Annotated in this window: 16 protein-coding genes; 9 read left to right on the forward strand and 7 right to left on the reverse strand. The window is 65.3% G+C overall.

All coding sequences use genetic code 11. From position 1 onward, the window contains the following. Positions 1-20 precede the first annotated feature (20 nt). From ACE3OV_RS09050 to ACE3OV_RS09060, 3 genes are read left to right on the forward strand one after another with little or no spacing between them, the layout of a single operon-like run. On the forward strand, positions 21-3,800 hold the full coding sequence (locus ACE3OV_RS09050; RefSeq protein WP_374326675.1) for a DUF4132 domain-containing protein: 3,780 nt from the start codon (positions 21-23) through the stop codon (positions 3,798-3,800). A gap of 27 nt (positions 3,801-3,827) precedes the next feature. Further along, positions 3,828-4,934: an AAA family ATPase gene (locus ACE3OV_RS09055; RefSeq protein ID WP_374326677.1), complete on the forward strand. Its 1,107-nt coding sequence runs from the start codon at positions 3,828-3,830 to the stop codon at positions 4,932-4,934. Further along, the gene (locus tag ACE3OV_RS09060) at positions 4,925-7,435 is read left to right on the forward strand and encodes a DUF5682 family protein (protein ID WP_374326678.1); all 2,511 of its coding nucleotides are present in this window, start codon (positions 4,925-4,927) and stop codon (positions 7,433-7,435) included. Before ACE3OV_RS09055 ends, ACE3OV_RS09060 begins: the two co-directional genes overlap by 10 nt. Positions 7,436-7,495: 60 nt before the next feature. Here the strand turns inward: ACE3OV_RS09060 and ACE3OV_RS09065 are convergent, their stop codons facing one another. The 5 genes from ACE3OV_RS09065 to fabI form a co-directional block, all read right to left on the reverse strand. Continuing rightward, entirely contained in the window at positions 7,496-8,677 is a 1,182-nt protein-coding gene (locus ACE3OV_RS09065) for an acetate/propionate family kinase (protein ID WP_374326679.1), read from the reverse strand. A 2-nt stretch (positions 8,678-8,679) separates the two neighbouring features. After that, the gene (locus tag ACE3OV_RS09070; protein ID WP_374326680.1) at positions 8,680-10,089 is read right to left on the reverse strand and encodes a bifunctional enoyl-CoA hydratase/phosphate acetyltransferase; all 1,410 of its coding nucleotides are present in this window, start codon (positions 10,087-10,089) and stop codon (positions 8,680-8,682) included. 22 nt (positions 10,090-10,111) lie between these two features. Beyond that, positions 10,112-10,594: a hypothetical protein gene (locus ACE3OV_RS09075; RefSeq protein WP_374326681.1), complete on the reverse strand. Its 483-nt coding sequence runs from the start codon at positions 10,592-10,594 to the stop codon at positions 10,112-10,114. 31 nt (positions 10,595-10,625) lie between these two features. Next, positions 10,626-11,204 carry a hypothetical protein gene (locus ACE3OV_RS09080; RefSeq protein ID WP_374326682.1) on the reverse strand — a complete coding sequence of 193 codons (579 nt, stop codon included), beginning with the start codon at positions 11,202-11,204 and terminating at the stop codon, positions 10,626-10,628. Between the two features lie 70 nt (positions 11,205-11,274). Further along, the gene (fabI, locus tag ACE3OV_RS09085; protein ID WP_374326683.1) at positions 11,275-12,063 is read right to left on the reverse strand and encodes an enoyl-ACP reductase FabI; all 789 of its coding nucleotides are present in this window, start codon (positions 12,061-12,063) and stop codon (positions 11,275-11,277) included. 394 nt (positions 12,064-12,457) lie between these two features. On the opposite strand from fabI, the gene ACE3OV_RS09090 reads away from it, so the two are divergent. Genes ACE3OV_RS09090 through ACE3OV_RS09110 form a run of 5 tightly spaced genes read left to right on the forward strand, consistent with a single transcriptional unit; the run spans position 12,458 to position 17,541 of the window. Beyond that, positions 12,458-14,263 (forward strand): NAD(P)H-dependent oxidoreductase subunit E, encoded by a 1,806-nt coding sequence (locus ACE3OV_RS09090; RefSeq protein WP_374326685.1) that lies wholly within the window; start codon positions 12,458-12,460, stop codon positions 14,261-14,263. Further along, positions 14,260-15,021, forward strand: a complete 762-nt coding sequence (locus tag ACE3OV_RS09095; protein WP_374326686.1) for a 2Fe-2S iron-sulfur cluster-binding protein — start codon at positions 14,260-14,262, stop codon at positions 15,019-15,021. Before ACE3OV_RS09090 ends, ACE3OV_RS09095 begins: the two co-directional genes overlap by 4 nt. 1 nt (position 15,022) lies before the next feature. Beyond that, entirely contained in the window at positions 15,023-15,577 is a 555-nt protein-coding gene (locus ACE3OV_RS09100) for an NADP oxidoreductase (RefSeq protein WP_374326688.1), read from the forward strand. A 12-nt stretch (positions 15,578-15,589) separates the two neighbouring features. Then, a complete protein-coding gene (locus tag ACE3OV_RS09105) occupies positions 15,590-17,056 on the forward strand; it encodes a Ni/Fe hydrogenase subunit alpha (protein WP_374326689.1) in 1,467 nt (488 codons plus the stop codon). Next, positions 17,053-17,541: a hydrogenase maturation protease gene (locus tag ACE3OV_RS09110; RefSeq protein WP_374326690.1), complete on the forward strand. Its 489-nt coding sequence runs from the start codon at positions 17,053-17,055 to the stop codon at positions 17,539-17,541. Before ACE3OV_RS09105 ends, ACE3OV_RS09110 begins: the two co-directional genes overlap by 4 nt. Positions 17,542-17,544: 3 nt before the next feature. On the opposite strand, the gene ACE3OV_RS09115 is transcribed toward ACE3OV_RS09110, so the two are convergent. Further along, positions 17,545-20,142 carry an ATP-binding protein gene (locus tag ACE3OV_RS09115; protein WP_374326691.1) on the reverse strand — a complete coding sequence of 866 codons (2,598 nt, stop codon included), beginning with the start codon at positions 20,140-20,142 and terminating at the stop codon, positions 17,545-17,547. 79 nt (positions 20,143-20,221) lie between these two features. Next, positions 20,222-20,665 carry a universal stress protein gene (locus ACE3OV_RS09120; RefSeq protein WP_374326693.1) on the reverse strand — a complete coding sequence of 148 codons (444 nt, stop codon included), beginning with the start codon at positions 20,663-20,665 and terminating at the stop codon, positions 20,222-20,224. A gap of 83 nt (positions 20,666-20,748) precedes the next feature. Here ACE3OV_RS09120 and ACE3OV_RS09125 point away from each other — a divergent pair, with 83 nt between their 5' ends. Beyond that, entirely contained in the window at positions 20,749-22,161 is a 1,413-nt protein-coding gene (locus ACE3OV_RS09125; protein ID WP_374326694.1) for an MBL fold metallo-hydrolase RNA specificity domain-containing protein, read from the forward strand. Positions 22,162-22,190 lie beyond the last annotated feature (29 nt).

Here is a 22,190-nt window from a genome sequence, read left to right on the forward strand (position 1 = left end):
CGGAGCATGTTATGGATTTGATGAGCAAAATCAGGGAATACGTCGCCAGCCTGGCAGGCAAGCAGCCGCCTGCCGTGCCTCGCGATTTGAGCAAGGAACAACAAAAGTGGCTTGAACAGGCTTTCGCGCCGCTCGCCTGTGCCGACAAGGGGATGCCGGACAAGGTGCTGAACTATGTTTTAACGGGTGGGAACGAGGCTGTTCTGCATGAGCTGCGGCAATCGAAGGAACTTGGCTCCCAATTGGGGCAGCCGGGCCGTCTGCACGGCAGTTACCACGGCGGCGGAAAGCTAACCGAAAAGAGCATGGCGGCACGCGCCAGGTTTTATGCCAGTCTGGATGCCGATGCGCCGCCTCTTGGTGTGATGGTCCGCTTGGGCAAGGTGCTGACCATGGCGGATGCCGGCGAGTCGCTTGAGGATCCGGGGGCGCCGGTGCCGACATGGTGCCAGTACCTGGTCAATGACGCCATGTTCGCCAGTCTGAACCATTACTACGTGAGCAGTGACATGAAGGCGCTCCTGGAGAGCAAGCGGGGTGCGTTCTCGCTCCCCAATCTCCTGGCGATGCTCAAAAGCGAGGAGGAGGAGGGCAACAAAGTCCCTTCGGAACTCACTGTGCTGCAATTGGTGTTTGAGCGCCAAGGGCTGACCAATCCCGACAACGACGCCCTCGAGGTGATTGTCGATCACCCCGCAACGCTGCAATTCATGCGCGATTACCCGCAACTGGTGGCAGTGCTGCCGCGCGTTCTCGCTGCTGCCGGGCGTGTGCTTCTGGCGAATTTTCTCGGGCGGCACAAGGAGCTCGCCGCCGAATGCAAGGAATTCGGCGTGGCGCTGGTGGCGCTGGCCGTCGATAGTGGCAAGACCGTGCGTGCCGCAGCCACGCCCCATCTGGACGGCTTGCCGGAAGAGTTGCGGATGGGACTGCTGGCCTTCTTCCTGCAACGGGGCGAGGGCACGGTGCGACAGTACGCGGCTGACTTGCTGGTCCGCTGGCCGTCTCCCGAGGTTCGGGCAACGCTGGAAGCTGCGCTGGCAGAAGAGAGCAGCAAGAGCGTTCAGCACAGCATTCGCGGCGCCCTGGGCCGGCTTGACGTGGCCGACGACTCCGACGGCCAGGATTTTCCCCCGTTGCCAGACTGGACGCCGTTGCCGGATGAGCCGCTGGGGCCTGAGGTCGAGAGCCTCCTTTTGGCCAATCGGCGTGAATTGCTGGAAAACTATCGCCTGGAAGCCGAAGAGGAGAAGCGGAAAAACGCCGCCCAGAAGGGGCGGGATCACACCTGGCGACAACGTCAGTACAAGGAGTTCATGGCGCTCACTGACGACGATTTGCGCCTTGCGCTAAAGGTGATCAACGGTCAGTCAACCGACAAGGAGTTGAGCACCGAACTCGGCGCCGATCTCAGGGAAATCCTGGAACATGAGGGAAAAATCTTTGCATTGCCCGCTTTTGGGGGGGCGCATCACATCCGTTGGCGGAGCTACTTTGACGAGGATGGCGATTTCTGGCCGTTTGATGAATTTCATCAATGGCTCTTGAAACAGCCGGTCGGTTCGGTCGATCTGCGCGCCCTTGCCGATGTCGTGCAACGTTCCGGATATTCGTTGGAAACAGTGGCTCGTGCATCACTGGTCGATTTCTGGCGTAATCCTCCCGCATTTGAAGTTCTCCCGCCGGAATGTGTCTGGCCTTTCTTTGCCGAGCACCCTGAATTCATCGATGCCGGCCTGAACACTTCCGCCCGGTTGGACGCCACGATACGGACCATCGGTACCTTTCCGGTGATTCCCGGTCGCTGGTTGCCGCGTCTGATGGAAATTGCGCTGGGCGAGGCCTGGGAATGCAGGGCCGAGGCCCAGAAGGTTCTTGGCATCGTCCCGGATATTGGTAAATATGTACTGGAGACGCTGACCCATTCGAAGAGCGAGATGCGTATTGAAGCCGCCTGCTGGCTGGCCAATCTGCAATATCAGCCGGCGGTCGAAGCGATCAGGAAAGCTTTGGTCAAGGAAAGCCGTGAAGCCGTGCGCGCCGCTTTCCTGACCGCGCTGGAAGAGTTGGGCGCAGATATTGCCGCCTACATTGCCCCGGACGTCCTGCTCGCCGAAGCCAGGAAGGGGCTGAAAGCCAGGCTGCCGGCCGGCTTCGACTGGTTCAATCTGGATGCGCTGCCGGCCTGCCACTGGGCGGACGGCACGCCGGTCGAGGCGGACTGCATCAAATGGTGGGTGGTCTTCGCCTGCAAGCTCAAGTGGCCGGGCGGTAACCCGCTGCTCCGGCGCTACCTCGGCCTGCTCGACGCCGCCAGCCGCGAAGCGCTGGGCCGCCACATCCTCCACCAGTTCATCGCCCAGGACACCCGCCACCCCAGCGAAGCCGAATGCATCGCCTACGCCGACGCCTACGCTCCCGGTCGCTGGCAACAATTCCAGGGTAACTACAGGCGGACCAAGGACGAGTTCTACAACCGCAGCCAGGAACAGATCTACGCTGAATGCAAGGCCAGCAAGGCTGCCGAATACCTCGGCAGTGCCATCGGCGAAAAAGGCATCCTCGCCTTGTCCGCCTACGCGCCCGGCCACGAAGCCGTCAACTTGCTGCGCCAGTACATGCGTGATCACTACCCCCGGCGGGCGCAGATCGAAGCCATGCTCGAAGGACTGGCACCTGGCAACGATCCTTTCGTCATCCAGCTCCTGCTCGGCCTCTCCCGCCGCTATCGCACCGCCTCGGTGCAGGAGAAGGCGCGCCTGCTGGTGCAGCAGATCGCCGACCGCAACGGCTGGTCAGCCGATCAGCTCGCCGACCGCACCATCCCCACCGCCGGCTTCGACGACAGCGGCAAGCTCGAACTGCATTATGGCGACCGCCTGTTCACCGTCACCCTCGACGCGGCGATGAAACCCGAACTGCGCAACGCCGAAGGCAAGGTCATCAAGGCCCTGCCCGAACCCCGGCAGACCGACGATCCGGACAGCATCAAGGAAGCCAAGGGGCAATTCTCGGGCTGCAAGAAGGAACTCAAGCAGGTCATCGAATTGCAGACCGCCCGCCTCTACGAAGCCCTTTGCGTCAGTCGCCTCTGGCCGCAGGCCGAGTGGCGCGAATACCTCCTGCAGCATCCGGTGGTCGGGCGCCTGATCCAGCGCCTGATCTGGCTGGAAACCGACGCCCAGGGCCAGCCGCTGCAAAGCTTCCGGCCGACCGAAGACGGCACGCTGATCAACACCGACGATGACGAAATCACGCTGAACGAAGGCAGCCTGATCCGCCTCGCCCACGCCTCGCTCGTTACGCCGGACAGCGCCAAAGCCTGGCAGGCGCATTTCAAGGACTACAAGCTGACGCCGCTCTTCGCGCAGATGACCCGGCCCTTGCCCGAGATCGCGATGACCGATGCTGAAGGCAAGCCGGTTCAGGAAATCGCCGATCGCCAGGGCTGGCTGAGCGACACCTTCACCCTGCGCGGCGCCTTCAACAAGCTGGGCTACCAGCGCGCCGCAGCCGAGGATGGCGGCTACTTCAATCATTACTTCAAGGAGTTCGGTGCCGCCGGCATTCGCGTGGTGGTGGAATTCACCGGTAACTGCCTGCCCGAGGAAAACGTGGCGGCAGCGCTGCGCGTCCTGCGTTTCGAAGATACGCGGGGTAGCCGCTGGCAGTCGAATAACCTGGATCTCGCCAGCGTGCCGGTGGTTCTGCTGGCCGAGGCCTATGCCGACTATCTGGCGGTAGCCAATGTCTGTTCCGGCTTCGATCCGGAGTGGGAAAAGAAAAGTCCGTGGTATTGATCGCGATGTGTTCTTGACAGGTTAAAGATGAGCAAAACAACTTCTTCTCCTTCGCAGGCCGTGCGCCTGCCGCCGGAGCAACGTTACGCCGATGAACTGGCGCGGCTCGCCGAACATGATGGCGAGCCGCGCCCGGCCGGCTGGAAACTGTCGCCCAAGGCGGTGCGCCGCTTCATCATCGGCGATGAAAAACTGGGCGTGACGCGCAAGTTCTACGGCGACGATCCGCTGGTCGACCGCGCCATCGTCACCTTGATGGGCCATCAGGGCCTGATGCTGGTCGGCGAGCCGGGGACCGCCAAATCGCTGTTGTCGGAGTTGCTGTCCACCGCCATCAGCGGCGATTCCGGCCTGACTGTGCAAGGGACGGCCGGCACCACCGAGGATCACCTGAAATACAGTTGGAACTACGCGCTGCTGCTCGCCGAGGGGCCGAGCCAGCGGGCGCTGGTGCCGTCGCCGTTGTATCAGGGCATGCGCCAGGGCAAGATCGTCCGCTTCGAGGAAATCACCCGCTGTCCGCCGGAAATCCAGGACGTGATGATTTCCCTGCTCAGCGACAAGCAGTTGATGGTGCCGGAACTGGGCGACGACGCCCGCCTGCATGCGCAACGTGGCTTCAACGTCATCGCCACCGCCAACCTGCGTGACCGGGGCGTGCATGAGATGTCCTCAGCCTTGAAGCGGCGTTTCAATTTCGAGACGGTGCGGCCGATTCGCGACCATGCCTTCGAGGTCGAACTGGTCACCGCACAGGTGCAGCGCGAAATGGTCGGCAGCGGCGCGGCGGTGGCCTTGCCGCAGGATGTCGTGGCGCTGCTGGTGACGACCTTCCAGGAATTGCGCGCCAGCCAGACCAAGGACGGCGTGGCGCTGAAGAGTCTGGATACGGTGATGTCCACCGCCGAGGCGGTCAACGTGGTCTATGCGGCGGCGCTGGAGGCGCAGCATTTCAACGGTGGCAAGCTGACGGCGCGCGAGATTGCCGGGCAGTTGCAGGGCGTCGTCCTCAAGGACAGCCTCGACGACGCCAAGCGCGTGCGCCACTATTTCGAGACCGTGGTGCGCGAGCGCGGCAAGCGCGACGGCAACTGGAAGGCCTTTCACGACGCGGCGCGGGCACTGTGGCAATAGAAACAAGCGAATTGCCGCGCGAACTACGGGCCGCGCAGGCCGAACTGGCCGGGTGCGATGGCCTGTATTTCGCGCCGGTGCGGCATCACAGCCCGGCCTGTACGCTGGCCTTGCGGCATTTGCTGCACGAGGTGCGGCCGAGCGTCGTCCTGGTCGAGGGACCGGACGATCTCGATCACCTGCTGCCCCTGTTGCAGGACGAGCGCACCCGGGCGCCGGTCGCCTGGTTGTGCCAGAGCGGGCAGGCGGCGGCCGGCCGCGACGAAGCAGCAACGGAGGACGGAGATGATGCCGGCGACGACGAGACCGAACGGCCGGCGATGCGCACCTCCTTCTTCCCGTTCTGCGATTACAGCCCGGAATGGCTGGCCATCCGCGAGGGGGCGGCGCTCGGCGCGCAGGTCGCGCTGATCGATCTGCCCTGGGCGCACAAGGCCTGGCAGGCCGAGCACGACGCCGCCGGCCTGAGCCTGATGCATGAGCGGCATTACGCACACAGCCGCTATCTCAAGGCGATGGCTGCTCGCCTGGGCTGCGTCGACCATCACGAACTGTGGGACCGCCTGTTCGAACTGCGTTCGCCGGCCGCGCTGGCCGACTGGCGGGGATTCTTTGCCGACGTCTTCGCCTGGTCGGCGATGGCGCGCCAGGACTACGAGCCGGAAGTGCTCGAAGCCGAACTCAGCCTGCCGCGCGAACGCCAGATGGCGGCGCATATCCGCGCCTGGCGGGAAAAGTGCACCGGCAACATCGTCGTCGTCACCGGCGGTTTCCATACCCAGGAGCTGATTTCCCGCTGGCGTCAGGCTGGCCGGCCGGAGAAACTGCCGGCCAGCGCGTCGGCGGAAGGGGGCGCCTGGCTGATCCGCTATGCCTTCGAGAGCCTGGATGCCTTGAACGGCTATTCGGCAGGGATGCCTTCGCCGGCCTATTACCAGCAGCTCTGGGAAGCCTTGCAGACTGCCGATGACGATCCCTGGCAGCGCATCGCGGTCGATCTCCTGAGCCGCTTCGCCCGCCAGCAACGCGACGTAGACCAGGCCGACGCCGCGTCGACCGCGCTGGTCCAGGAGGCCGTGTTGCAGGCCACGCGGCTGGCCCAGTTGCGCGGCAACGCCGGGCCGGGACGGCAGGATGTGCAGGACGCCATCCGTTCCTGTTTCGTCAAGGGGGCGGATGACGATGGTACGCGCGGCATGCTTGGCGACTTGCGCCGCTTTCTGGCCGGGACGCGCATCGGCGACGTGCCGCCCGGCGCCGGATCGCCGCCGCTGGTCGAGGATGTTCGCCGCCAGGCGAGGTCGCTCGGCTTGCAGCTTGACGACAGTGTGCCGCGCAAGGTCCGTCTCGACCTTTATCGCAAGCCGTCACATCGTCTGCGCAGCCGCTTCTTCCACGCGATGCGTTATCTCGAATGCCCGCTGGTCCGCCATCTGAGCGGCCCGGATTTTTACGGCAACGCCCAGTTGCACCTGCTGTTCGAAGAATGGGAGGTGGCCTGGTCGCCGCTGGTCGATGCGCGCCTGATCGAACTGAGCAGCGCTGGCGCCAGCCTTGAAGCGGTGTGCCTGCAACGCCTGGAGGACGATGCCCGCGCCCTCGAAACGGCGGGCGCGACGCGCAGTGCCAGCGCCGCCGTCGGCCTCCTGCTGCGCGCCTGCCTGATCGGTTTGCACAGGCGTCTGCCGCAGCTGTTCGAACTGCTGTCGACGCAGCTTGACGAAGATGCCTCGCTGGCCTCGGTGGTCGATTGCGGTCATCGTCTGCTCACCCTCTGGCGCGCCCGCGAACCGCTCGGTGTCCAGGCGCATCCGTTGCTCGGCAGCCTGCTCGGCCGGGTCTGGCCGGCGGCGATGTTCCTGCTTTCGGAAATCGTCTGGAGCGATCCGGACACGGCAGACGAGCGTATCGGTCAGCTGCTTGCCCTGCGCGAACTGGGGAAGCTGCTCGAAAATACGGAATTCCACGGGCAAGCGGAAAAATTGATCGATTTTGCCATCCTCCACGCCCGGCTCGTGGCTCTGCTCGCCGATCCAGCCACGGCGCCAGGCATCGCCGGCGCGGCCGCCGCCATGCTGTTTCTCGACGGTCTCGGCGACGAAGCGCGGCTCGAGCAGCAGCTTCTGCTGCATTTTTCGCCCGGCGTGCCCGAACACCACGCCGTGCGTTTTCTCGGTGGTTTGATGCAGGCAGCGCCGGAACTGCTCCTGCGCCTGCCGTCCATGCTGCAGCGGCTGGACCGCTTGATCGCGGCCTGGGAGGGCGAGGATTTCATCGCCCATCTGCCCGATCTGCGCTTTGCCTTCACCCGCCTGAAGCCGCAGGAAAGCGCCCGGCTGGCGGAAACGATCGTGGCGTTGCATGGTCACGGGCCGGAAGCCGCCGCCAGCTTGTTGCCCTGGCATGGCGAAGTCAGCGAGGCCGATCTGATGGCGGGCAGTCGCCTGCAGCAGGTGCTGGCGCATGAGTTGAACCGGGACGGCCTGGGGGCCTGGATTTAGGCTGCCACGGTCAACCGGAAAAAACGCCGTTTTTTCCGGTTGACCGTGCGAGTACTCGAGTTACAAGGCGAGCAGCGTCTGCGCGTGGTGCGCCATCATCCATTCTTCGTTGGTCGGGATGACCAGCACGTCGACACTGCTGGTGCCGGCGCTGATGTGCAGGTCATGGCGGGCGTTGGCTTCCGGGTTGAGCAGGATGCCCAGCCACTGCGATTGTAGGCAGACGCGGCGGCGCACTTCGGCGGCGTGTTCGCCGATGCCGCCGGTGAACACCAGCGCATCGAGGCCACCGGCTGCTGCGGCCAGCGAACCGAGTTCGCGGGCGATGCGGTAGCAGAAGAGATCGACGGCTTCCTGCGCTTCCGGCTTGTCGCTGGCGAGCAGGGTGCGCATGTCCTGGCTGATGCCGGAGACGCCGAGCAGGCCGGATTCCTTGTAGAGCATTTTGGTCATGTCCTTGACCGACAGGTTCTTGGTTTCCATCAGATGCAGCACGACGCCGGGGTCGAGATTGCCGCAGCGCGTGCCCATGACCAGACCGTCGATGGTCGAGAAACCGAGCGTCGTGGCGACGCACTTGCGATTGACCATGGCCGCCATGCTGGCGCCGTTGCCGAGGTGGGCGACGACGACGCGGCCGGTGGCGCGGCTGGAGTGCTGGGGCAGGGCGCGGGCGATGAACTCGTAGGACAGGCCGTGGAAGCCGTAGCGCTTGATGCCTTCGGCGGTGATGCTGCGCGGCAGGCCGAAGGTCTGGGCGACTTCCGGCTGGCTGCGGTGGAAGGCGGTGTCGAAACAGGCAACTTGCGGCACGCTGGGGAGCAGGGCTTGCAGGGCGATGATGCCGGCGACGTTGTGTGGTTCGTGCAGCGGGGCGAGGGGAATGAAGCTGGTCAGGTGGGCGAGGACGGTGTCGTCGATGATGGTCGGCTGCGAGTAACGCTCACCGCCATGCACGACGCGATGGCCGACGGCGACGATCTGCCAGTTGGCGTGGCTGGCGGTGAACCACTTGAGCAGGGCATCGAAGGCCTGGGCATGGCTGACCTTGCTGCCTTCCAGCGTCTGGTCGGCGATATGTTTGCCGGCGCGATTCCTGGCCAGCATTTTGGTGGATTCGGCGCCGATGCCGTCGATCTGGCCGGAGACTTCGGCGTCGGGCGAAATGGGATGATCGAGCGAAAAGAGCGCGAACTTGATCGACGACGATCCGGCATTGATCGTCAGGATGCCTTTTTTCATGTTCAGAGAGTTCCCTTGTTGCGGTTGGCGTGGGCGAGCAGGGCAGCGATCACGCAGGACGCGGTACGCGTCTCCGCCGTGTCGGCGCGGCTGGTGAGGACGATGGGGACTTTGGTGCCGAGCACGATGCCGGCGGTCAGCGCGTTGGCCAGGTATTCGAGCTGCTTGGCCACCATGTTGCCGGATTCGAGGTCGGGGACGACAAGGATTTCGGCATGGCCGGCCACCGCCGACTTGATGCCCTTGGTGCGGGCGGCGACGAGGGAAATGGCATTGTCGAAGGCGAGCGGGCCGTCCAGCAGGCCGCCCTTGATCTGGCCGCGGTCAGCCATCTTGCACAGGGCGGCGGCGTCGAGGGTGGACTGGATTTTCGGGTTGACCGTCTCGACCGCCGAGAGGATCGCCACCTTGGGTTCGGGGATGTCGAGGATGTGGGCGAGGTCGATCGCGTTGCGGATGATGTCGGCCTTTTCCTCCAGCGTCGGCGCGATGTTGATCGCCGCGTCGGTGATCAGCAGGGGGCGGTGGTAGGTCGGCACGTCCATGACGAAGACGTGGCTGATGCGGCGGTTGGTACGCAGGCCGTTGGCGCGGGCGACGACTTCGCTCATCAGTTCGTCGGTATGCAGGCTGCCCTTCATCAGGGCTTCGGCGTCGCCGGTCTTGACCAGCGATACGGCAAGCGCCGCCGAATCGTGGCTGTGTGCGGCGTTGACGATGCGGATGCCGGAGAGGTCGATGGCGAATTCCTCGGCGATGGCGCGGATCTTGTTTTCCGGGCCGACCAGGATGGGTTCGATGATGCCGGCCTGGAAGGCGATCACCGGCCCGCGCAGCGATTCGTGGTCGCAGGGGTGAGCGACCGCGGTCGGAATCGGCTCCAGCCCCTTCACTCGCGACAGCAACTGGGTGTAACGGGCGTGCTTGTCGTCGATGTGGATTTCCGGCGCCTGCATTTCCTGCAGGCGCGACACCTTTTCGCTCGGTGCCAGCACTTCCGCCGTGCCTCTGACCACCGGCAGACCTTCCTGATTGGAGCAGACACAGTCGAAGAGGATGTGCCGGTTGTGGTCGAACTTTTGCCTCACCGTGACGGTGATGACGATGCGGTCGCCGATCGTCACCGGCCGTGCGAAATGCAGTGCCTGGTCGACCAGGATCGTGCCCGGCCCGGGAAACTGGGTGGCCAGCACGGTCGAGATCAAGGAGCCGCTCCACATGCCGTGGGCGATCGCCTCGCGGAACATGCCGCTTTCCGAATACTTGGGATCAATCGTCGCCGGGTTGATGTCGCCGGTCAGGATGGCGAACAGCTTGACGTCTTCCGGCATCAAGGTGCGGGTCAGGCTGGCGCTGTCGCCGACCGCGATTTCGTCGTAGGTCTTGTTGCTCAGGTAACGGGCTTCGGGCATCTTGCTGCTCCAGCGGTCAGGTTCAGGCGCGCGCGCTGGTGCGCCGTTCGCGGGCGGCCAGCGGCGACGGAATGTCGATTGCCATGCCCGGGTGCAGCGCCTGCAGGCTGTCGACCACCCAGAGATTGGCTTCGTAGGTAAATTCGCGGGCTTCCAGCGGGGCGCCGGTGGCGGCCTCGACGAACAGTGCGACTGCGGCCGAGCGGCTGACGCCATATTCGCAATGGACCATCATCGACATCTCGAACGGCGCGCCGTGAATCTCGCGCACGAACTCGTCGACGCGGCGCGCCATGGTCCGGTCGAAGAGGCCGGGCAGCGGCGGCATGTATTCGTCAGCCGGCACCGCGTCGAAGAAGGAGAGGCGCAGCACGTGGCGGAACAGCGGGTCGAGCCGGGCTTGCGGCGTCGTCGGGTCGGTGATCGAGATCACCGCCATGTAGGGGTTGCCGGAAAGCGATTCGGCGAGCTTGCGCGAGGTGTAAAAGACGCGGTTGATGGTCATCGTGGGCCTGTTCCGGGAAAAAGGCGAAAGGTCATTCCATGAAGACGGGGTCGGAGAAGACCAGCGTGCCGTCCTTGCGCATCATCAGGTTGTCCGCCTTGATCAGGTCGGGCAGGGCGCCGTACTCGCCGGAAAAGGTCTCCAGTGCCTGCAGCGACTCGCGTACCGTATCGGCCCAGCCCATCGGCGTTGCGCTCAGGTGGTGCAGCGCGATGCGGCCCATGTCCTGGGCCAGGTTGCGCCACATCATGCAGGCATCGAAATAGGCGGTCGAAATCTTGGTCGCTACCTCGGCCGTCTCGCCGCTGCCGGGCAGCGGATAGAGCCGCTCCACCTCGACGATGTGGAAAGGGAAGCCGCGACTCGACTTGCCGGCGGTGCCATGGTCGGCGTAGACGATAGGGAAGTGGCAGCCGGTCGGCCGGTCGGGCGCCGTGCAGTAGGCGTAGTCGGTCGGCGAGGAGAGGATCTTGTACACCCTTTCCTGGCCGTCGACGGTATCCGCCTCGACGACGATGGTACTTTCGCCGCGACCGATTTCCTTCCTGCCCTTGAGCAGGGGATGGTCGGGAACGGGGTCGGGAATGATCGGGGTTGTCGGTTCGCTCATGTCGTATCCGCCGTTTGGGGCAGGCATCAGCATAGCGCAGGACGACACCAGCCGTCCTGCGCTGCTGGCATCAGGCGACGATATGGGCGCCGGCGTCCACGTAGATGGTCTGCCCGGTCATGCCCGACGATCCCGAGGTGCACAGGAAGGCGGTCAGGGCGCCGACTTCGTCGATGGTCACGGTGCGGCCGAGCGGCGCCTTCTGGGCGTCGGAGTCGAGCAGGTTGTTGAAGTTGGCGATGCCGGAAGCGGCACGCGTCATGATCGGGCCGGGCGACACGGCGAAGACGCGGATGCCCTTCGGACCCAGATCGTAGGCCATGTAGCGGACGGCCGATTCGAGCGCTGCCTTGATGATGCCCATCACGCCGTAGTTGCGCACCACGCGCTCGGCGCCGAGGTAGGACATGGTAATCAGCGAACCGCCGTGCGCCATCAGCGGCTCCAGTGCCTTGGCCATGCGCAGGAAGCTGTGGCAGGAAACGTTCATCGCCGCATCGAAGCCGGCTTCGGAAGCGTCGATGACGCGGCCGTGCAGGTCGTCGGCGTTGCAGAAGGCCATCGAGTGGATGGCGAAGTCGATTTCGCCGAAGGCTTCGCCACATTCGGCGATGACGCCTTCGAGGCAGCCCGGCTCGGCAACGTCGAGCTTGAGGAAGCGCTTGGCGCCGAGGGCTTCAGCCAGCGGCTGGGTGTATTTGGCGGTCTTCTCGTTCTGGTAGGTGATGGCGATTTCGCCACCGAGATCGACGATGGCACGGGCCACCGCGTAGGCGATCGACTTGTCGTTGGCGATGCCGGTGACGATGCCCTTCTTGCCGGCCAGGGGCAGGGCGGTGGTGGTATTGCTGGAACTCATGGCTTGCCTCGCGGAGGGGTTGTCGTGAAAGCATTGGTGCGCATGTTGCGCTGCACCATGCGGCGCAGATTAGCACGTTTTGTCGCAAGCAAATGTGACGGGCTCCTGCGACTTTGTTGCAGCAAGGGAATTGGCGTTTCGCCATAAGCCAGGGCGAGGCTCGGCAAGTCGCCGGCGGCCCGGGGAAACGCAGCCCGGCAGCAGCGCGTGGCAGATGCTGCGCCGCGATGAAAAATTACTTCGGCATTGCCTGTTCTGCTGGAAAAGCTGATCTATATCAGTGGATTACGAAATTGTGACGGGGAATTTCCGGCGCTGACCTCGCGGTTTTTTGATCCAGCGCAAATCTGCGCCGGGACAAAGCACTAGAGTGTTGTGGTCTGTTTCCCTGGGGATGCCTACCGTGTCTGTCTCAGCCGAGATTTCCCGTCTGATCGAGCCGATCCTGCAGCGCCACGCGCGGCGACCGGACCGCCTCGTCCAGATTCTTCGCGAAGTCCAGGAAGCACTGGACTTCATTTCCGACGAAACCGCCGCCCATCTCGCCGAGGCCCTGCAGATGTCGTACGCCCAGGTGCAGAGTACGCGCGATTTCTACGCCTTCTTCTACCGCGAGAACCGTGGCCGCTACCGGGTTCTGTTCTCGGACAACATCACCGACCGCATGGCCGGCAACCAGGCGCTGTTCGAGCACATGCAGAAGCGCCTCAAGCTCGAAGCGGGCAAGGTTTCGGACGACGGGCTGGTGAGCATCGACTATTGCTCCTGCACCGGCATGTGCGACCAGGGGCCGGCGATTCTGGTCAACAACCGGGCGATCACCCGGATGACGCTGCGCCGGGTCGACGAAATCTGCGACCTGATCCGCGGCCAGGTGCCGCTCGACAAGTGGCCGGCCGAGTTCTTCCGCGTCGATGACAACATCCGCCGCGCCGACCTCCTGCTCGGCACGCCGCTCGAAGCCGGCAAGGCCGTCCGCGCTGCGCTGGCCCGCGGCCGCGACGGCATGCTGGCCGAGATGAAGCTGTCCAACCTGCGCGGTCGCGGCGGCGCCGGCTTCACCACCGCGGTCAAGTGGGAAGCCTGCCGCAATGCGCCGGCGACGCCGCGCTACATCGTCTGCAACGCCGACGAGGGCGAGCCCGGCACCTTCAAGGACCGCGTGCTGTTGCAATCCTACGCCGGCCGCGTCTTCGAGGGCATGGTCATTGCCGCCTGGGTAGTCGGTGCCAGCCAGGGCTTCCTCTACCTGCGCGGCGAATATCTCTACCTCTTGCCGCAACTGGAGGCCTACCTCGCCGGGATGCGCGCCGCCGGCCTGCTCGGCCGCGACATCGGCGGTGTCGCCGGTTTCGATTTCGACATCGAGATCCACCTTGGCGCCGGCGCCTACGTCTGCGGCGAGGAAACCGCGCTGATCGAATCGCTCGAAGGCAAGGCCGGCCGCCCACGCGTCCGGCCGCCTTTCCCGGTGACGTCGGGCTACATGGGCAAGCCGACCGTGGTCAACAACGTCGAGACCCTGTGCAAGGTCACCGAGATCGCCCTGCATGGCGGCACCTGGTACGAAGCGATCGGCACCAAGCAATCGACCGGCACCAAGATCCTGTCGGTGGCCGGCGACTGCGCGCGGCCCGGGCTCTACGAATACGCCTTCGGCGTGCGCATCGCCCAGGTGCTGGAAGACTGCGGTGCCCAGGAGGCGATCGCCGTCCAGGTCAGCGGCGCCTCCGGCGTCTGTCTGTCGGAACGCGAGTTCGGCCGCCGGATCGCCTTCGAGGATGTGCCGACCGCCGGGTCGTTCATGATCTTCGGCAAGCAGCGCGACCTGTTCGAGGTGGCGCGCAACTTCGCCCATTTCTTCGCCCATGAGTCCTGCGGCTTCTGCACGCCGTGCCGGGTCGGCACCGTGCTGATGAAGGAGATCATGGACAAGATCGCCGACGGCCGCGGCACGCAGTACGAAATGAACGAACTGCTGCGTCTGCAGGCGGTGTTGAAACCGGGCAGCCACTGCGGTCTCGGCCAGACCGCCGGCAACGCGGTCGCCGACACGGTGCAGAAGTTCCGCCCCGCCTACGAACGGCGGCTCGCCGAAACCGACTTCGTCCCGGCTTTCGACCTCGATGCCGCCCTGTCGCGCGCCCGCGAACTCGCCGGCCGCGACGATGCCGCCGCCCACCTCGGAGAAGAAGCATGAGCGACACCAGCCACGCCAACAGCTTTTCCATCGACGGCCAGCGCATTCCCTTCACGCCTGGCCAGACCATCCTGCAGGCGGCGCTCGCCGCCGGCGTCTATATCCCGCACCTGTGCCACCACCCGGACCTGAAGCCGCACGGCAGTTGCAAGCTGTGTACGGTGATCGTCAATGGGCGCAACGGCTCCGCCTGCACGCAGATGGCGATGCCCGGCATCGAGGTCGAGAACAACACGCCGACCCTGAACGACCGCCGTCGCGTGCTGCTGCAGATGCTCTTCGTCGAAGGCAACCACTTCTGTCCGGGTTGCGAGAAGAGCGGCAACTGCCAGTTGCAGGCGCTTGCCTACGACCTGGAAATGGTTTCGCCGCACTTCCGCCATGCCTTCCCGGCGCGGCCGGTCGATACCTCGCATCCCGACGTCTGGCTCGACCTCAACCGCTGCATCATGTGCGAGCTGTGCGTGCGCGCCAGCCGCGACATCGACGGCAAGGACGTGTTCGCCCTCGCCGGGCGCGGCGCCGAATCGCACATCGTGGTCAATTCGCCGAGCGGCCTGCTCGGCGACAGCGCGCTGAGCATCGACGATGCCGCCGCCCACGTTTGTCCGGTCGGCGCCATCCTGGTCAAGCGCGTCGGCTACGCGGTGCCGATCGGCGAACGCCAGTTCGACGAACAGCCGATCAGCCGCCAGGTCGATTACCTGGCCCGCCGGCACATCGCCATCGTGCCGGTGGCCGAAACCGAGGAGCGCTGAAATGAACGCACCGATGAGCCCGCGCAAGCTGCGCGTCACCACCACCTCGCTGTCCGGCTGCTTCGGCTGCCACATGTCCTTCCTCGACATCGATGAACGATTGCTCGAACTGGCTGCGCTGGTCGAATTCGACCGCTCGCCGATCACCGACATCAAGCACTGCAGCCAGCATTGCGACCTGGCGCTGATCGAAGGCGGCGTCTGCAACGCCGAGAACGTCCATGTCCTGCGCGAGCTGCGCGCCAATTCCAAGATCCTGGTCGCCTTCGGCGCCTGTGCGGTCAATGGCGGCCTGCCGGCGCAGCGCAACCACCTCGACGTCGGCCACTGCCTGAGCCAGGTCTACCGCACGCCGGACGGCAGCGCGACGGCGATCCCCAACGATCCGGAACTGCCGCTTTTGCTCGACAAGGTCTATCCGGTCAATGAAGTGGTTCGCGTCGATTACTTCCTGCCCGGCTGTCCGCCGTCCGCCGACACCATCTGGAAATTCCTCACCGACCTGCTGACCGGCCGCACGCCGCGCATCGAGCACCCGCTGCTCAAATTCGATTGATCGGAGCACCTCATGTTTGAACTGGAAACCGCCGCCCATCCCGAAACCCTGCGCCGGGTCGCGATCGACCCGGTAACGCGGGTCGAAGGCCATGGCAAGGTCACCCTGCTGCTCGACCAGGACAACAAGATTCACCAGGTCCGCCTGCACATCGTCGAGTTCCGTGGCTTCGAGGTCTTCATCGAAGGCCGCCCCTACTGGGAAGTGCCGGTCACCGTGCAGCGCCTGTGCGGCATCTGCCCGGTCAGCCACCAGCTGGCCGCGGTCAAGGCGATGGACCAGATCGCCGGCTACGGCCCGCTCACGCCAACCGCCGAGAAGCTGCGCCGCTTGCTGCATTACGGCCAGATCGTGCAGTCGCACGCGGTGCATTTCTTCCATCTGGCGTCGCCCGACCTGCTGCTCGGCTTCGACAGCGATTTCACCCGTCGCAACATCGTCGGCGTCGCGCTCGATTTCCCGGAGATCGCCAAGCAGGGCGTGCTGCTGCGCAAGTACGGCCAGGAAGTGATCCGCCACGTCGCCGGCAAGCGCGTGCATGGTACCGGCGCCATTCCGGGCGGCGTGAACAAGGCGCTGAGCGTCGCCGAGCGCGACGAGATGGCGCGCGACATCGAGCAGATGATCGCCTGGACGCAGGGCGCGATCGACATGGTGCGCCGCCTGCACGAGACCAATCCCGGCTTCTACAACGTCTTCGGCGAATCGCCCGGCAACATGATGGGGCTGATGCGCGCCGATGGCGCGCTGGACTACTACCACGGCACGCTGCGTGCCGTTGACGCGGCCGGGCAGACGATTTTCGACGGCGTCGACTACGCCGATTACCAGCAGGTGCTGCAGGAAGAGATCAAGCCGTGGAGCTACATGAAGTTCCCGCACATCAGGAGCCTGGGCGCCGACGACGGCTGGTACAAGGTCGGCCCGCTGGCCCGTGTCCAGGCGGCAAGCTTCCTGTCCACGCCGTTGGCCGAAATCGAGCGGCAGAAGATGATGGCGCTGGGCGGCGGCAAGCCGGTACACGGTACCTTGTTCTACCACTGGGCGCGGCTGGTCGAAGTGCTGAACGCCGCCGAGATGATCCGCGACCTGCTGCACGACCCCGAGATCCTCGGCACCGACCTCATGGCCGACCGCGGCGAGCGCCGTTACGAGGCGGTCGGCGTGATCGAGGCGCCGCGCGGCACCTTGTTCCACCACTACCGCGTCAATGAGGACGACCAGGTCACCTACTGCAACCTGATCGTGTCGACGACCAACAACAACCAGGCGATGAACGAGGCGATCCGCACCGTTGCTCGCCAGTATCTCGACGGCCGCGAGCTGACCGAAGGCCTGCTCAACCACATCGAATGCGCGATCCGCGCCTACGATCCCTGCCTGTCCTGCGCCACCCATGCGCTGGGCAAGATGCCGCTGCTCGTCGAACTGGTCGATGCCGGCGGGACCGTGCTTGACCGCCTGAGCCACGGCCTGTGACGCCGCCGGTTGTCGTCTTCGCCGTCGGCAATCCCAGCCGCGGCGACGACGCCATCGGGCCGCTGCTCTGCGCCCGGCTCGATAGCTGGCTGCTGGCCCGCGGGCTGGCCGACGGGGTCGAGTTGATCGAGGATTTCCAGCTCAACATCGAACACGCGATCGACCTGCAGGGGCGCTCGCTCGCCTTGTTCATCGACGCCGCCGTCAATCAGGCGGCGGCGGTGCTTTTCCGGCAGATCGGGCCATCGGCGACGATCGCTCATTCCTCGCACGCCTTGCCGCCGGAAGCCGTGCTCCAGGTCTATCTGCAGACCGAAGGCGCGGCGCCGCCGCCATCCTTCGTCCTCGCCGTGCGCGGCGAAGCCTTCGCTCTCGGCGAGGCGCCCGGGACTGCCGCTGAGGCAGCGATGGACGAGGCCATGCAGAAGCTTGAGGCGCTGTTCGCCACGCCGCAACTGGCCGCCTGGCAGGCGCTCGCCGGCTGAGCTTCAGGCCGCCGGTCGGGCCGGGGCGACGCGTGGCAGCGTGAACCAGAAGGTCGCCCCCTCTCCTTCGACGCTATCCACCCCGATCTCGCCGCCCATCATCTCGACCAGCTGGCGCGAGATCGACAGCCCCAGGCCGGTGCCGCCGTAACGCCGCACCGTCGAACCGTCGACCTGCGAGAAGGGCTTGAACAGACGGCTCATCTGCTGTGCCGGGATGCCGATGCCGGTATCGCGGATGACGAAACGCACCCGGTCGCCGTCTTCCGGCAGGATGTCGAGGTCGACGCGGCCACTGCTGGTGAACTTGATCGCGTTGCCGATCAGGTTGTTCAACACCTGGCGCAGTCGCCCCGGGTCGCCGCGCAGGGTTTTCGGCAGATCCGGCGACAGCTGTTGGGTGAAGGCGAGGGACTTCTCCTGGGCGAGTACCGCCAGTAGCTTGCAGGTCTGGCTGACCAGATCGGCAAGCGGGAAATCGATGCATTCGATCGGCAGCTTGCCGGCTTCGATGCGGGCGAAGTCGAGGACGTCGTTGATCACCGACAGCAGCGCGTCGGCGCTCTCGCCAATGACGTTTGCGTACTCCTTCTGTTCGGTATCGAGCGGCGTGTCGAGCAGCAGCTGGGTCATGCCGATGATGCCGTTCATCGGCGTGCGCAGTTCGTGGCTCATGTTGGCGAGGAATTCGCTCTTGGCCCGGCTTGCCTCGCCAGCGAGCGCCGCCGCATGGTGTTCGGCGGCGAGCACGCGCTCGTTGGCAATGGCCAGCGCGAACAGGTTGCCGATGTGGTGCAGCGTCTCCTGGCGGGCCGGGGCGCGCGTTGTCTCGGTCGCACCATGCAGGCAGAGGACCCCCAGGCAGCTGTCGCCAAGCAGCAGCGGAACGACGCAGCGACCGTCGGTCGTCACCGCGTCACCGACACAATGTCTGGCGACCATGATCCGGCTCTTCGTTGCCGCCTGCTTGCACAGTCGGCCGTCCAGATTGCGCCCGCCATCGCAGCACGGAATGCTGCCGTCGGGGGCGGGCAGCAGGATGCGCGGCGGTGCTTCTTTGTTCAGGCCGGGCAATCCTTGCAGCAAGCGCAGCGCTTCGTCGAGGCGCTCGGCGATCGCGCCTGGCTGATGCAGGCAGCGGGCAATCGCAAACTTCACTTCGGCCTCGCGGCGGGCCTCGCGTTCGGCCAGTTCGCGTTCGCGGCGCTGGCTGATGTCGGATGAAGTGCCGCGATAGCCGCGGAAGGCGCCGTCGCTGCCAAAGACCGCCACGCCGCTGCTGACGATCCAGACCGGGCGACCGTCCGGCAAGGTCAGCCGGTGTTCCAGGCGGTGGAAGGCGTGGCGTGCCTGCAGGTCGGAGGCCAGTGCCTGGCTGCGGGGATGTTCGGGGTCGTCGTCGGGAACGACGAAATCGTCGAGCCGGGTGCCGAGCAGGGCTTCCTGTGGCAGGCCGAGCAAAGCGGACACGTTGTCGGTCAGGAAGCTGAAATGCAGGCTGGCGTCGGTTTCCCAGAACCACCAGTCGGAACTGGTCGAAAACAGGTCGGCAAAGCGTTGCTCGTTTTCGGCGAGCGAGGTTTTTGCCGCCTGCTGCTCGCGTTCGATGCTGCCGGTCAGGCGGTAGAGGGCGAAGCCGAGCAGGGCCGCCAGTGCGCTGGCGGCGCCCAGCGCGAGCAGCAGCTTGCCGCCGCTGGCGGCGCGCTCGCTCGTGGTGTCGCGCAATACGGCCAGTGAGGCAACCGGCTGTTGCCGGTAATCCGGTAGCGGCAGCAGGGTCGCCGACCAGCGCCGGTCGCCGTCGCTGATCGCGAACACCTGACCGGCCTGGCCGCCGGGGTGGGCGTTCCAGGCGCTGGCCAGGGCAGTGGGCAGGGGGGTGAAATGGGGGTGAAAAACGGCGATCGCCGGCTGGTCGTCCCAGTTGCCTTCGTAACCCAAGGTCTGCTTGCCGGTGTCGAAATTGGCGCGGTCGACATGGCGCTTGTCGATCGCGCTGATCAGGGTCAGACCGAGCGTTTTTTCGATGTCGGCGAAGAAACGGTCGACCTCCAGGCCGAGTTCGATGTAGCCGAGCAGTTCGCCGCCTGCGTACCAGGGGTGAACGTGGCGCAGGGTGTAACTGCCGAGCGGGCCGAGTTCCAGACCGCGCGTCACCTTGTCGTAAGTAGCGGCGTCGACCAGGGTCTGGCGCTCGATGCGGTCGCCGCTGCGCTGTGGGGCATGGACGCGCAACAGGACGCGGCGCTCGGGGGTGATGAAGTACCAGTGGCTGATGCTGAATTCGCCGGCGATTTCGCCAAAGCGCCGCTGACTGCCGGCCAGTAGCGCGGCCGCGTCGCCGCGCCGCATCGCCGCACGCAGTTCGGGGTTGGCCATGGCTTCGCTGGCGAACCAGTCGAGGTGCTGACCGTTATCCGTCAGCCGTTGCTGCCAGGCGCGGCTAGCCTGGGCTGCGGCCTGGCGGGTCAGCTCGCTTTCCAGATGGCGCAGGTGGAGGGCGAAGGCGGCGACGAAAATCGCCACCAAGGCGCACAATGCACAGGCAACCGGGATCAGGATGCGGCGACGGTAGGGAAAGCTGGGCGGGACGGAAGCCATCTGCATGCCGCCCGGGGCCGGGGCGATATAGGGTTGCCGGGGTGGCCCGCCGGCGCGGGAGCAGGCGGGCCGGGGAAGGTCAGCGATAGACCAGGACCGGAATCTTGGAGTGGGTCAGCACCTTGTTGGTTTCGCTGCCCAGCAACAGTCCGCTGATCCCGCGCCGTCCGTGCGAAGCCATGAAGATCAGGTCGCAGCCGGACTTCTCGGCGGCTTCGATGATCGCTTCGTAGGGAATGTCGCTGGTCGCCGAGGTGGTGGTGCATTCGACCCCGGCTTCGGCGCACCAGGCAGCGACTTCGTTCAGGTATTCGGCCGCCTGCTGCTCGGCCATCTGGGTGAATTTTTCCGGCGTCGTCGGATCGATCAGCGCGCCCTCGCCGAAATAGGCGATCGGATATTCCGGCTTGGCGTAAAACACGGTGATGCGGGCGCCGGCTTCGCTGGCGAAAGTGATGGCGCGCTTGGCGGTGGCCCGGGAAAGTTCCGAACCGTCGGTGGGAACCAGGATGTTCCTGAACATGGCTTACCTCCTGAGATGGTCTGCTGGCGTTGCTTTCCGCCCTTTATGGGTTCATGCTACGCCAAGTCGGGAGGTTTTCAAACATGCGACTTGGCTTTTTCGGCGCCGCTGGCGAAGTGACCGGTTCCTGCACCCTGGTCGATACCGGGCAAGCGCGTTTTCTGGTTGATTGCGGCATGTTCCAGGGCGGTGCCGAGGCGCGCGGCAAGAACGAGAGGGCGCTGTCCTTCGGTTTCGACGTCCGCCGGCTCGACTTCGTCCTCCTCACCCACGCCCACATCGATCATTCCGGCCTGCTGCCCCGGCTGGCGATGCTCGGCTTCCGCGGCCCGGTGTACACCACGCCAGCGACCATCTCGCTGCTCGAAGTGCTGCTGCCGGACGCCGCCCACATCCAGGAGAAGGAAGCCGAATGGCTGCTGCGCAACCGCCACCGCCGCGGACGCAGCGAACGCGGCATCCTGCCGCCGCTGTACACGGTGATGCAGGCCCAGGCAGCATTGAAGCTGCTGCGTCCGGTGTCCTATGACGAATCCTTTTCCCCGCTCGCCGGCATTGGCGTGCGTTTCCGCGATGCCGGCCACATCCTCGGTTCGGCCTCGCTCGAAGTGACCGTCGCCAGCGGCGGGCGCAGCCGCCGGCTGGTTTTCTCCGGCGACCTCGGCATGCCCGGCCGGCCGGTGCTCAACGATCCGGCGCCGCCGCCGGCGACCGCCGATGCGGTACTGATCGAATCGACTTACGGCAACCGCCTGCACCGTTCCCTCGGCGAAACCGAGGACGAGATCGTCAATGCCTTCGCCCGTACCCGCGCCGCCGGCGGCAACATCGTCATTCCGGCCTTCGCTGTCGGCCGCACCCAGGAAATCCTCTTCATCCTCACCGATCTGGTGCGGCACGGCCGGCTGCCGGCGATGAAGGTTTTCGTCGATTCGCCGATGGCCAACTCGGCCACCCGCATCACCCTCGAACACAGCCAGCTGCTCGACGCCGCGACGCGTGAGCTGATCGCCTGGCAGCAGGCGCATCCGCACAAGATGGACATCGAGTTCGTCGCCGACGTCGAACGTTCGCGCCAGTTGAACGACATCCGCCACGGCGCGGTGATCGTCTCGGCGAGCGGCATGTGCGAGGCCGGGCGGATCAAGTACCACCTGCGCGAGAACCTGCGCCGTCACGAATCGACGGTGCTGATCGCTGGTTTCCAGGCCGCCGGCACGCTCGGCCGGCGCCTGGTCGACGGCGCCAAGCTGGTCCGCATCTTCGGCGAGCCGGTGCCGGTCAGGGCCAAGATCTGCACGGTCGGCGGCCTTTCCGCGCATGCCGACCAGGCGGCGCTGCTCGACTGGCTGGCCGGTTTTCACAAGGCGCCGGGCAAACTGTTCGTGGTGCATGGCGAAAGTTCGGCGTCGCAGGCCTTCGCCGACGCCATTCGCGTCCGTTTCGGCTGGCACGACGTGCAACTGCCGCAGGCGAACAGCTTCGTCACGCTGTAAGATCGAATCTGAAGATGTCAGGGAGAATT

This window comes from Azonexus sp. (genome assembly GCF_041909095.1).
Taxonomy (GTDB): Bacteria; Pseudomonadota; Gammaproteobacteria; order Burkholderiales; family Rhodocyclaceae; genus Azonexus.